Annotated in this window: 11 protein-coding genes and 1 pseudogene; 11 read left to right on the forward strand and 1 reads right to left on the reverse strand. The window is 59.5% G+C overall.

Annotated elements, in window-relative coordinates; all coding sequences use genetic code 11:
- Window positions 1–43 precede the first annotated feature (43 nt).
- From AAAK34_RS01420 to AAAK34_RS01470, 11 genes and pseudogenes are all read left to right on the forward strand, one after another.
- Entirely contained in the window at window positions 44–514 is a 471-nt protein-coding gene (locus tag AAAK34_RS01420; RefSeq protein ID WP_231696963.1) for an FKBP-type peptidyl-prolyl cis-trans isomerase, read from the forward strand.
- Window positions 511–1,785 carry an MFS transporter gene (locus AAAK34_RS01425; protein ID WP_431777991.1) on the forward strand — a complete coding sequence of 425 codons (1,275 nt, stop codon included), beginning with the start codon at window positions 511–513 and terminating at the stop codon, window positions 1,783–1,785. Before AAAK34_RS01420 ends, AAAK34_RS01425 begins: the two co-directional genes overlap by 4 nt.
- A 31-nt stretch (window positions 1,786–1,816) precedes the next feature.
- Window positions 1,817–2,185, forward strand: coding sequence for a hypothetical protein (locus tag AAAK34_RS01430; protein WP_231696961.1), 369 nt, complete (start codon window positions 1,817–1,819; stop codon window positions 2,183–2,185).
- Window positions 2,186–2,334: 149 nt separating this feature from the next.
- On the forward strand, window positions 2,335–4,731 hold the full coding sequence (locus tag AAAK34_RS01435) for an ankyrin repeat domain-containing protein (protein WP_231696960.1): 2,397 nt from the start codon (window positions 2,335–2,337) through the stop codon (window positions 4,729–4,731).
- Between the two features lie 332 nt (window positions 4,732–5,063).
- Entirely contained in the window at window positions 5,064–5,369 is a 306-nt protein-coding gene (locus AAAK34_RS01440; RefSeq protein WP_231696959.1) for a putative signal transducing protein, read from the forward strand.
- Window positions 5,370–5,475: 106 nt separating this feature from the next.
- Entirely contained in the window at window positions 5,476–6,153 is a 678-nt protein-coding gene (locus AAAK34_RS01445) for an FCD domain-containing protein (protein WP_231696958.1), read from the forward strand.
- Window positions 6,154–6,189: 36 nt separating this feature from the next.
- Window positions 6,190–7,089 carry a VOC family protein gene (locus AAAK34_RS01450; protein ID WP_431777661.1) on the forward strand — a complete coding sequence of 300 codons (900 nt, stop codon included), beginning with the start codon at window positions 6,190–6,192 and terminating at the stop codon, window positions 7,087–7,089.
- Window positions 7,090–7,152: 63 nt separating this feature from the next.
- Entirely contained in the window at window positions 7,153–7,995 is an 843-nt protein-coding gene (locus AAAK34_RS01455) for an alpha/beta fold hydrolase (RefSeq protein WP_231696956.1), read from the forward strand.
- Window positions 7,992–8,441, forward strand: coding sequence for a lipocalin-like domain-containing protein (locus AAAK34_RS01460; protein ID WP_231696955.1), 450 nt, complete (start codon window positions 7,992–7,994; stop codon window positions 8,439–8,441). Before AAAK34_RS01455 ends, AAAK34_RS01460 begins: the two co-directional genes overlap by 4 nt.
- A 268-nt stretch (window positions 8,442–8,709) precedes the next feature.
- Window positions 8,710–9,518: pseudogene (locus tag AAAK34_RS01465) on the forward strand (tripartite tricarboxylate transporter substrate binding protein).
- 31 nt (window positions 9,519–9,549) lie between these two features.
- Window positions 9,550–11,901 carry a cytochrome P450/oxidoreductase gene (locus AAAK34_RS01470; RefSeq protein WP_231696953.1) on the forward strand — a complete coding sequence of 784 codons (2,352 nt, stop codon included), beginning with the start codon at window positions 9,550–9,552 and terminating at the stop codon, window positions 11,899–11,901.
- 234 nt (window positions 11,902–12,135) lie between these two features.
- On the opposite strand, the gene AAAK34_RS01475 is transcribed toward AAAK34_RS01470, so the two are convergent.
- The gene (locus AAAK34_RS01475) at window positions 12,136–12,699 is read right to left on the reverse strand and encodes a YaeQ family protein (protein ID WP_231696952.1); all 564 of its coding nucleotides are present in this window, start codon (window positions 12,697–12,699) and stop codon (window positions 12,136–12,138) included.
- Between the last annotated feature and the right edge of the window lie 74 nt (window positions 12,700–12,773).

A 12,773-nucleotide genomic window follows, 5' to 3' on the forward strand; every position in this document is an offset into this window, starting at 1 on the left:
GCCGCCATCCAACAATCAAATCAAATCCATTTTCTGCAAGACCATGAACATCACACGCGACACCGCCGTTACCCTGAACTTCCGCATCACCGACCTGAAAGGCAAGCCGCTCGATTCCGGCACCACGGCCTATCTGCACGGCGGTTATGAAGGCCTGTTCCCGAAAGCCGAAGAGTTGCTCGAAGGCAAAGGTGTGGGCGAGAACATGACCATTGATCTGCAGCCGGCCGATGCTTTCGGCGATCGCGATGAGGCGCTGGTGCGCACCATTTCCAAAGCCGAGTTCCCTCCGGGCGTGAAGGTTGGCGGCCAGTTGCAGGGTCCCGGCCCAGACGGACAGCCAAGGGTGTTCCACGTGGTCAAGATCAAGGGGCCTGAGGTCATTCTGGATGCCAACCACCCACTGGCCGGGCAGGCCATTCGCTTTGCCGCCACAGTGAAGGAAGTGCGCCCCGCCACGGCCGAGGAAATTGCGCACCAGCACGTGCACGGCGCGCACGGGCATCAACACTGAGTCCGGAGCTCCGTGACCTCCCTGAAGGCGCGGCCCATAAGAATGCGCCGGGCCAAATCCTGAGCACACGGCTGGCTTGGGCCATGCTGCTGGCGCTGGCCAGCGCTTTTGCGCTGAGCCAGGCGTTTCGCACCGTGGCGGCCATCATGGGGCCACCGCTGGCTAGCGAACTGAATCTGTCTCCGCAGCAGCTTGGCTTGTGGGCGGCCGCCTTTCACTTCGCGTTCGGCATCATGCAGTTGGTCATGGGGGTGTCCATCGACCTCTTCGGGGTGCGCCGCACCATCGTGACGGCGTTTCCGATCGCGATCCTGGGGGCATTGGTTTCAGCCAACGCGGAAGGCTACGTGCCATTGCTGCTCGGCCAGATCATGATCGGCACAGGCTGCGCGCCGGCATTCCTGGTGTGTACGATCTTCATATCGCGGTACTTTCACCACGACCGATTCACCTCTACTTCAGGGCTGATCATGAGCGTCAGCGGCCTGGGGGTACTGGCCACCGCGACGCCGATGGCCTGGCTGATCGAGGCCAGCTCATGGCGATGGGCTTTCGGCGTGCTGGTCGTGCTGGCCCTAGCCGCCTGGGTGAGCATCTGGCACCTTGTGCATGAACCTGCCGAACCAGACGACAAGCGCGCCCAGGAGCGGCCAAGCGCCTGGGCGGCGCTGCGGGGGATGCTGGAGCTTTTCAAGCTCCCCCACACCGCCGGGCTGATTGCCTATGCAGCCGTGACCTACGCTGGGTTCATCACTTTGCGCGGGCTCTGGCTTGGTCCCATGCTGATCGAGCGCCACGGTCTCTCCCTGGTGGCCAGCGGTAACGTCGCCTTGGTCATGACGCTCGCCAATATGGCCAGCCCCGCTATTTTTGGTCGCCTGGACCCAGGAGGTGCCCGGCGCGTGCGCTGGATGCTGACGCTCTCAATGGTGGGTGCCATGCTGTTGGGCGCCATGGGCGTGCTGGCGCTGGCATGGTCCGACATAGCGCTGGCGATCGGCTATGGCTTGATGTCGGGCTATGGCATTTTGCAGTACGGTTATGTGCGTGAAGCGTATGCGGCCAACGTGCGAGGAAGAGCGTTGTCGCTGTTTACCATGGCCATGTTCCTGGGCATTTCGCTCATGCAGTGGCTAACCGGCATGGCCGCCTCGCTCGCACAAGCAGCCGGTATCGAACCCTACTCCGTCGTGCTGCTGACGATGAGCGGCATGTTGCTTGCCGGCGCATTTGCCTTCTGGAAACTCCCGCAGCAAATCAAGGTACCCTGAATGCGGTGAACACGGCAGTGAGGTCGACAAGTTGAAAGCGCTCTCCTATCTGGACTTCGACTACAGCGAAGACGAGCAAGGCATCGGCACCTGGGATGCCATGGCCTGCGTGATCCCAGACCGGGTTTCGGCGGTGGCTCATGAAATTAGCCTGGTGCTCACATGGGCCACCCAGAGCTTCACTGGCCGGCAAGGGGCGCTTGATAACGGCGGTGACTGGGATTACGACCTGCAAGCCCAAGACGATGAGGGTCAGCCCCTGGTCGCCAGCTTCGATGCCGAAAGGGGGCAGGTGACGCTGGCTGCCAGCCCCTATGGGCGCACTACGGTCACACTTTCATTGGCGGGCTCTCCGCAGTTCGGCGCCGCATTTGAAGATGCGTTCGAAGTGGTGTTCTAAGCATGCATCGAAGCGGCGCGTCAGCCTTGCGAATAATAGCTCTTTAGGCATAGTTTTCTATGACTATTCCCACCTGATTGCAACTTTTTGATGCTTGCACTAAAGTGTGCTTTCCGGCTCTTCGGCCAGCAAAATGAGCATCTTTGCAAGTGTCCCAAATTCCCCCAAAACTTCCGAGCACCACAGCCCCTCTCAGCAGCCTGACAGCAAACGGACAGGCCGCGCCCAGTTACTCAACAGCTCATGTTCAGACCGGCAGTGGTGATACACGGGCCTCGCTTCTCGCGAACGCCGCGCCCATGACGGATGACTGTGAGGTCCCGGTCGACTCTTATGTCCCCTTCGGCTCTTTGGACGAGACCGACTCGGATGACGAGCTGATCATGTTGCCATCTGACATCTATAACGAAGAAGCGAAGTCATCGGAAAGGCAATTGCTGGAGGATGCAGTAGATGCAGGAGATAGTGCCAAGGTTCGCACCTTGATTCAGGAAGGCTACGATATCAAGGAAATATTTCCTGCCATCGGCGGCCTCTTGGGAAGAGCTGTTCAAAACCAAGATATGAAAATGGTCGAGCTCGCTCTTGAACATAATTTTCACCTCCAACTTAGTTCCCGCAAAAATATAGCCATATTAGAAAGCGCTCTCAGAAACAACTCCTCCCCAGAATGGGAAGTCAGCCTTTTGCTACTAAGAACGTACATTAAAAACGGCATGACACCAAAGCAACTCAGCGGCACATTCGAATACCTGCTGGAGAGAGATAAATCGCACCCTCTCACAAGCGATTTACTACAAGAATTCAAAAATGGAGGTTTTATTTTCGAAGGATTGCAATCTGCAGACACAGAACACCCAATTAAGCTCTTATTAAGCCCCAATTCCCCCCGTCATCTCAAAAACGACGTTCAGCTTCTCCAATCGTTTGGTCAGAGCATAAATTCCCTGGACAAAAAAGGCCGCACAGTAATTTTCAACTTAGAAGACCGAAAACTCAAGGCTGCGGTACAGATAGGGAAATTTGATCTCACTACCAGGGACTGCAATGGGGTCACCTCTTACATGCTTCCTCTTAAAGTTCACCCCGACCGTCTTGGAGGCATCCTTGGTGTCCATCAAGTAAAAGAATACGTATTTAATCTGCATGTACAGGCGCTCGTATCTGAAGGGCTCACGGCGAATGAGGCCAAGAAATACGTTATTGAATTCATCAACAATGCTAGAGATTCACATGGTAGATCTTCGGCTCATTACGCGGCGTACCAAGGGGAACTGAAACAAAGTCCTTCCACCCCGGAATTCACGTACTACCCTCTCCCACAAGGAACACTTGCGTGGCTTCATGAACTTGAACACGATGGCGCAAAAATAGATCTACACGGCCGGGACCAAGCAGGGAGAACCGCTATGGCCTATGCCCAAAACGACGTTACTGTGCTGCGATTGCTTTCGATGGGTTTCGCGCTGGACGATACAGATAATGAAGGGAGGACAATTTATATGCAGTCCCACCAATCGTTAGGCATGCCTGATTACGAAAAAAGACTCGGCAGTGCTGAGAGACTCAGATCCATACTTGAAGGTCACATTGCACACAACGTCAAAGCAGGCGATAACCACCATACTGCGCGACAGAACGCTTTAAATTTTGCCCTGCATACTGAAGATTTTCAAGGCCGCACCGCCTTGCATCATGCCGCAGTTGACAATACAGGATTCCAATGGCTGATTAGCCAAGGCGCGGACATTCATCATGCAGATCATGCTGGGCATACAGTACTTATGGCTGCGTGCGAGGCACAGAATATTGATGCGGTTAAGTATCTTCTGAACAACCATGTAAGTGTTGACGCGCTAAGCGTCACTACGGATTTTATTAATAGCATGTTCGCGGAGGTCGGGGTATCGCTAGATTCCAGCGAACTCAATCTGATTTCAGATGCAGCCAGGACGGGAAATCAGGCCACCATCAGTGGCACACTCTCCAGCATTGCTGCATTCTCTGCCGCCGGCCTGGATCTGAAGGCATGGTCCGCCCGCCTGGCCACCACCGGAGAGTCGGCTTTGAGCATCGCCGTGAGCAAAGGCAACCTTGAGCTCGTGCAGCTGCTCGCCAATCACAGTGCGCCGCTGGATAACCGCAACCATATGGGAAATAACCTTCTTCATACTGCTGCGCGCACAACCAACACGGAGCTCATCCGATTTCTCGCCTCGGTCCTTCCTGTATCCTTTATGAATGACCTTGGTGGCGCTGACTTGTCCCCTCTCCACTACGCCGTGATGGGCAAAGATCCTTCTGTTGCAGCAGTACTTCTGCAACACAACGCCGACCCGAATATTCAGAACACTCAAGGAGAAAGGCCGCTCCATGCGGCACTGAATTACCCGAACATGGGAACTGGCGCCCTGATCGATTTACTCATCCAATATGGCGCCGATGTTAAAGCAACTACGAATTCGGGCATCTCTGCCTATACGTTCGCGAAGAATCAAAATCTAGATGAAGTGATCCTGGCGAAACTTGCACCTGAAACCGCTTAAGTTTTTCTAATATTTAAACTCATCCCTTTGATTTTTAGTTTTCTTTCAAAGGGGGCATGGCCTCCTCTGGCTTCAAGGATGCCCTGCATCACCCTTGCGAGGCGGTGGTAGTGCGGGTCGCCCGAGGCCGTGCTGCCACAGACTCGCGAGGGTTAGGCAGGACATCCCTAGGGATGACTCCGGAAGATCGTGGGTAACAAGGGGTAGCGTGTAAAGGCGCATCCAAGGCGGCGTTTGAATTTTCAGTGACGATGACAAGGCGCTCCCAGGGAAGTTTCGAGGCGCCCCTCACTCGCTGCCGCGTTGCGCGCTCTCAACGGGCACAATGGGCCATGCGCCGCCTGACCCGTGCTCCCAACACCGCCATTGCTCAGATATGGGCTGATTTGCTGTGCGAAGGTGGTTACCCCGCTACTGTTCAGAGGCAGTTTCTGTCCGGGGTCGCGGGCGAATTGCCACCTGACCAATGCCTGCCGGAAATCTGGCTGCTCCACGACGAGCACGAGGCAGCGGCCAAGGCCCTGTTGGCCGAACTGGCGCGAGTGCCTCAGCGCCGCTGGACATGCACCGCTTGCAGCGAACAGATTGAGGGTGGCTTCGAACAATGCTGGAACTGCGGCGCCCTGATGCCGCCCTGATGCCGCGGCGCGTGGGATCTCGGGGTAAACGCCAATTACGTATGATATTCTTTGACACGTCATATATTCATGCCGTAGCCTAGGCAAACAAGACAGCCCCACCACCATGCAGGAAGCCCCCGCCATCACCACGCGCACTACCGACGTCGCCCAGGCCCTGCGCCTGGAAATCCTGACAGGTCGGCGACTGCCCGGTGAGCGCGTGCAACTGGAGGGTTTGAAGCAGGATTACGGCGTTTCGCTGAGCCCCATTCGCGAAGGCTTATCGCGCCTGGTAGCAGAGGGGTTGCTGATTCCCTCTGGCCAACGCGGCTACCGTGTCGCCCCGCTGAGCATGGAGGAATTCCTCGACATCAAGACGCAGCGAATCGACCTGGAGCAGAAGGCTCTGCGCGAATCAATCCGGCTGGGTGGCGAAGACTGGGAAATCGCGCTGATGACGGCTTTCCAGCGCCTGAAGAACTTCGAGACCAAGCGATGGCAGGCCGACGAGATCAGCTCGTGGGAAGAGCGCCATCACGTATTCCACCGCACGCTCATCAGCGCATGCGGCTCACCTATTTTGATGCGCTTTTGCGAACTGCTGCACGGCATGAGCGACCGCTATCGGCGCGTGCTGATGAAGACCAGCGAGCCAGACCGCGACGTGACGCAAGAGCACCAGGCCCTGTTCGACGCTGCCCTCGCCCGCAACGCGGAACTCGCATCGGAGGTACTGCGCACGCACATCGAACGCACCGGAAACGCGGTGCTGCGCATGATGCGTGAACGCGAGTCAATCTGAACCTGGGTTGAACCCAGGTTAAACCCGGAAGCACCCATGATTGATGCCCTGAGTTACGTATTGGTCGGCACCTCCGACCTCCCCGCCTGGATCCGGATGGCGACCGACATCGCCGGTCTGCAGGCCGAAGAAGTGGAGCACGGCCGCTCTGTGCGCCTGCGCATGGATGACAAGGTGCAGCGACTGCTGCTGCAAGCCACCACTGGCAAGCCCACACTCGGCATGGGTTACACCGTGGCCAACGCCGCAGTACTGGAGACAGTCGTCAAGAGACTGGAGGCCGCGGGATTTACCGTCACGCCATCGACGGCCGAAGAGCGGGCGCTGCGCGGCGTTGCCGGCATGGCGCACTTCCTTGACCCGGACGGCTACCGCGTCGAGCTTGCCTACGGCATGCAGGATGCCGCCACACCTTTCATGCCTGGCCGACCCATCGGCGGCTTTCGCACCAAGGCAGGCGGGGTCGATCTGGGCATCGGACACACGGCGCTGATGGCCGGCGATTTCACGGCCATGAAACACCTCTACCAGGACGTGCTCAGTTTCAGAATGAGCGACCGCGCCAGCGCCCCTTTCGTGGCCGAGTTTTTCCACGTCAACCCGCGGCACCACACCATCGGTCTGGCAGACACCGGCACCGGCCCTGGCGTGTATCACTTCATGCTCGAATACAAGGATTGGGACGACGTGGGCCGCGCCTACGACATGGCGCTGGAGCACCCGGAATCCATCGGTGTATCGCTGGGCCGCCACACCAACGATCACGTCACCTCGTTCTACCTGCGCACACCCGATGGCTGGATGCTGGAGCTAGGTTGGGCTGGTCGCCTGATCGGCCACGACTGGGAAGTGACTGAACTCCCGGGCATGAGCCTGTGGGGGCACGACCGCACCTGGCTTCCCCCGCAAAACGCGAGGAAGCGCGCCAGATCCTGAAGAAAATCGCCGCCGCCGGCCTGCGCGCACCCATCGCGCCCAAAGAGTAACCAAGCAACCCTCATGACCGCCACCTCCAACTCTTCACCTGAAATTGCCCGCGCCTTGCCGTTGGGGCCATGCACCATCAACGTCCACGATGTGGGACAAGGCGAGCCGATTTTGCTCATCCACGGCTCTGGCCCCGGTGTCACCGCCTGGGCCAACTGGCGCGGGGTGATTCCGGTGCTGTCTCAGCAAGCGCGGGTGATAGCGCCTGACATGCTCGGGTTTGGCTATACCAGTTGCCCGCCCGATATGCCACTGAACGTGGACGCCTGGGTGAAACAGCTCACCGACCTGCTCGACGCGCTGGATCTAACGAGTGTTTCGGTGGTGGGCAATTCGTTTGGTGGCGCCATTGCGCTGGCGCTCGCGCACCGGCACCCGGAGCGTGTGGAGAAGCTGGTGCTGATGGGCGCGGTGGGCGTCTCTTTTCCCATCAGCGAGGGGCTCGACAAAGTGTGGGGTTATCAGCCCTCGCTGGAAGCCATGCGCGAGTTGATCGGCATTTTTGCGTTCGACCAGGGCATCGTCACCGACGATCTCGTCAGAATGCGCTATGAGGCCAGCACGCGCGCTGACGTGCAGCAGCGCTTTTCCGCGCTGTTTCCGCAGCCACGCCAGCGAGGTGTTGACATGCTGGCGCTGCCCGAATCCGCGCTGCGCGGAATCAAGCAGAAAACGCTCATCATCCACGGGCGCGACGACCGCGTCATTCCGCTTGAAGTGTCAGAGCAGTTGCTGCGCCTGATTCCCCACGCGGACATGCATGTATTCGGCGAATGCGGTCACTGGGTGCAAATCGAAAAGACCGCGGCGTTCACTCGCCTGCTCACCGAATTCCTTATTGAGCCACAGACATGAAAAAAGAAGACATCCTCGGCCGCTGGTTAATCGTCGATTGGCGACAAGAATATGACGACGGGCGCGTGAGCTACCCCCTGGGTGAGCAGCTTCGCGGGTTCATTGAATACGGCCAGCACGGCATGTTCTGCATCATTGAAAAGGCCGACCGCCCCCGCCTGGCTGCCAGCCAATGGACTGCCAGCGATCAAGACAAGGTCGCCGCGTACAGCAGCTATTTCAGCTACGCGGGCGGATGGGAAGTAGAAAGCGAAGGCGATGCAGGAGCGGTGATCGCCCATCACGTGGAGCACAGCCTCTACCCCAACTGGGAGGGCGGCATCCAGCGCCGAACAGCACAGATGCGAGACGGCCAGCTCTATCTCAGCGCCCGCTTTGAAGACGGCACACCAGAGGCGCGCTCAGCACATCTGGTGTGGCGCAGAGCACCTCTTTCAACTTCATGAAAAGCGACGAAACCCAAGGGAAAGCCCTGACCGGCGTCGCTCGAACAATGCGTTGACATAAGACACCCGCTGATTTTTACTGTAACCAAGCACAAAAGGAGACTCCCGCATGAAGAAAGCCCTCATTGCACTGGCCGCACTGGCCGGCGTGACTGTCAGCCCACTCGCCCTGGCGCAATCAGCATTCCCCAACAAGTCCATACGCTGGGTAGTGCCCTATCCGGCGGGCGGCGGGTCCGACTTCATGGCGCGCACGGTCGCGGCGCAGATGGGAGCCGACCTGGGCCAGAACATCCTGGTCGACAACAAGCCCGGCGGCAACGGCGCCATTGCAGTGCAGGACATTCTGCGAGGCGGCGCAGACGGCTACAGCGTGATGAACGCAGACAACGGCCACCTGGTGTTCAACCCGGTGCTCTACAAAAACTTGACCTACAAGGTCAGCGACCTAGCGCCAGTCTCCCTCATCGGACGCGTGCCGATGATGCTCATTACCACACCAGGTGGAGAGTTCAAGACCGCCAAAGATTTTCTTGCCAAAGCCAAAGCCAACCCCGGCAAGTACAGTGTTGCATCGGCAGGCTCGGGTAGCCCGCACCATCTGTCGCTGGAACTCCTGAAGCAAACCGCCGGATTGCACCTGGTGCACATCCCCTATCGCGGCGCAGCCCCGGCGCTGGCCGATGTGGCGGGCGGCCAGGTGCCGTTGGCCATGAGCGATTTTGCGGCGGCAGCAAGCTTCGTCAAGGGCGGCAAAGTCACCCCCTGGCGGTGGCCACCCCAAAACGCATTCCCCAGTTGCCTGACGTCCCCACGTTTGCCGAGTTGGGTTTGAAGAACGTGGAAGCCTACGCCCTGGTCGGCGTCGTCGCACCAGCAGGAACGCCAGCCGATGTGATCAACACATTGCAGCAGGCCGCAGCCAAAGCCATGCAAAACCCTGCGGTGAGCAAGAAATTCATCGACTTCGGGGTCGAACCGGTCGGCAGCACGACGGCCGATTACACGGCCCTGCTGGCGCGCGAAAATACACGCTGGCATAAACTGATTCGCGATCTGAAAATTCAGCTCGACTAAGCTGACTTCCTTTACCGCTGGGGATGCGCATATGGCCGACACCAAACCCTTGCCGCACCGCAGCGGCTGCCCACATACCGCCGGGCCGTTGTCGGCCCATTCCACGCCTACCGGCTGCCCGGTGAGCCAGCGGGCAGCTGATTTCGACCCCTTCAGCGACGCCTACCAGCAAGACCCGCCCGACTACGTCCGCTGGGCACGCGAGCGCGAGCCCATTTTCTACAACCCGGCGCTCGGTTATTGGGTGGTCACACGCTACGATGACATCAAGGCGGTCTTCCGTGACAACCTCACCTTCAGTCCGTCGATCGCGCTGGAAAAAATCACTCCGACCAGTGATGAGGCCAACGCCGTGCTGGCAACGTACAACTATGGCATGAGCCGTACGCTGGTCAATGAAGACGAGCCGGCACACATGCCGCGTCGTCGCCTTCTGATGGAGCCCTTCACGCCTCCTGCCCTGGCACACCACGAGCCCATGGTGCGAAGCCTGGCGCGGGAATACATTGACCGTTTCATTGACGACGGCCGAGCCGACCTCGTCGACCAGATGCTGTGGGAAGTGCCCTTGACCGTGGCTTTGCATTTTCTCGGCGTGCCCGAGGAAGACATGGACACGCTGCGAAAATACTCGATCGCCCACACCGTCAACACCTGGGGAAGGCCCAAGCCAGAGGAGCAGGTGGCCGTAGCGCATGCCGTGGGCAATTTCTGGCAGTATGCCGGCAAGGTGCTGCAGAAAATGCGCGAAAACCCGGAGGCCGACGGCTGGATGCCCTATGGCATCCGCAAGCAGAAGGAGCAGCCCGAGGTGGTGCCAGACTCTTATCTGCACTCCATGATGATGGCCGGCATCGTCGCCGCCCACGAGACCACAGCCAACGCTTCGGCCAATGCCATCAAGCTCCTGCTGCAGCACCCTGAAAGCTGGCGTGAGATCTGCGAAGACCCCAGCTTGATCCCTGGTGCGGTGGAAGAATGCCTACGGCACAACGGCTCCGTCGCGGCCTGGCGGCGTCTGGTTACCCAGGACACGCAAGTAGGCGGCGTTGACTTGCCCGCAGGCTCCAAACTGCTGATCGTGACTTCTTCCGCCAATCACGATGAGCGGCACTTCGCGGATGCGGACCTCTTCGACATTCGGCGTGAAAACTCCAGCGATCATCTGACCTTTGGCTTTGGCTCCCACCAGTGCATGGGCAAGAACCTCGCCCGCATGGAGATGCAGATTTTCATTGAGGAGCTCACGCGCCGGCTGCCGCACATGCGCCTGGCCGAGCAGCGCTTTACCTACCTGCCCAACACCTCGTTTCGTGGGCCGGAGCATTTGTGGGCGGAGTGGGATCCTGCACAAAACCCCGAGCGTGCACGACCCGAGATCCTGACCGAAGCGCCCGCGCCGGTGCGCATTGGTGAGCCATCGCGCCACGCCCTGCACCGCACCCTGATCGTGGCTGAAGCCACCCAGGCTGCCGAGGGCGTCCTCAAGCTGCGGCTCACCGCACCCGACGGCCGTGAGCTACCGCGCTGGACGCCGGGCTCACACATCGACATTGAATGCGGGGCCAGCGGAATCAGTAGGCAATACTCGCTCTGCGGCGATCCGGGGGACACCAGGAGCTACGAGATAGCTGTGCTACGCGAGCCGGAAAGCCGCGGCGGCAGCGATTGGATGCACAGCCACGCCCCGGCCGGTACCGCGCTCAAGGTGCGCGGTCCGCGCAACCACTTTGCGTTTGATGAGTCTACCCGGCGCGCCATCTTCGTGGCCGGCGGCATCGGGATCACACCCGTCAGCACCATGGCGCAGCGTGCGCGGGCGCTGGGCATCGACTATGAGGTGCACTACAGCGGTGCCTCGCGCCGAACCATGGCGCTGCTAGATCAATTGCAGGCCTTGCATGGTGATCGCCTCAAGATTTACGCCAAAGACGAAGGCCGGCGCAACGATCTTCCGGCCATGCTGGCCACGCCACAAGCTGGCACACAGGTCTATGCCTGCGGGCCTGCCCGCATGATCGCGGCTCTGGAACAAGCCTGCGCCACATGGCCCCAGGACACGCTGCGCGTAGAACACTTTGTCTCCAACGTCGGCACACTCGACCCCGAGAAAGAGCACGCATTCGAAGTGGAGCTGAAAGCGTCTGGCATGGTGCTCCCCGTGCGAGCAGACCAGACCCTGCTCTCCGCACTGCGGGCAGCCAACATCGACATGGAAAGCGATTGCGAGGAAGGCCTGTGCGGCTCCTGCGAGGTGCGCGTGCTCAGTGGCGACGTGGATCACCGCGACCTGGTGCTCACACGGGCAGAACGTGAGGCAGGCGGCAAAATGATGAGTTGCTGCTCACGCGCCAAGGGCGAGCGCCTGGTGATTGATCTGTAGTGGCCTGCGCTGCGCAAGTGGAAATGCGCAGGCTTCGTCACCATTTCGTCAAAGGCCCCAAGCGCCTCATTGCCAGGGCGCTTTCAGGCGTTCACCCCTGGGACCGCCAAGCTCCAGCTTGGCCATATTGCACTCGGCGAACGCCGCTGTTGCCAAGCTGGAGCTTGGCGATCCCAGAGGGGAAAGACGCCATAGTGCGACACCCTCTTCAGCCGCTCCTGCCCAAGTCACCAACTACTTCCACCGCACTGGTTCCAGGCTCGCGCTTGCGCCCTTTGAGTCGGTCAGCGTCAGCTGGCTTTCCTGCACAGTGGCAGACAGTTGCATGGTCCGCGCGGCCAAGGCCGTCAATGCCTGCGCCTGCTCGGCGGGTACACGCCATACGGTCAACCGCTCCAGCCGCGACAGCTTGCCCTGAATGCCGCGCCACCATATGTCTGCCGCCGGTCCATAGGCGTACACAATGACCTGATCGGCCTTGGAGCACGCCTTGGTCAACGGCTTGTCTTCCGGCTGGCCGACCTCGATCCACAGACGGGTGCGGCCTGTGAAATCAACCAATTGCACGTCAGGCTCGTCAGGGCTGGACAAACCAGCCCCAAAACCGATCTTGGCATCTCCGCCGCAAAGATCCTGCACCTGATGGGCATTCAGCGCCAGCGCCGCCAGCCGCATCATCATGCGCTCGTCAGTCTCGCTGGGGTGACGGGCCAGCGTAAGCCCCAGATCTGTGTAGCAGCCGTTATCGATGTCGGCAAGTGCCAGATCAGCTTTGAAAATAGTGGATTTAATGGCCATGCGACGCCAACGGACACGTAGAAAACCCTCTCCCGCTTGCGAGAAAGGGCTGGGAAGCCCGGCTTAGAGCCGGT

The sequence above is a fragment of the Ottowia caeni genome, from assembly GCF_050821495.1.
GTDB classification, from domain to species: Bacteria; Pseudomonadota; Gammaproteobacteria; order Burkholderiales; family Burkholderiaceae_C; genus Ottowia; species Ottowia caeni.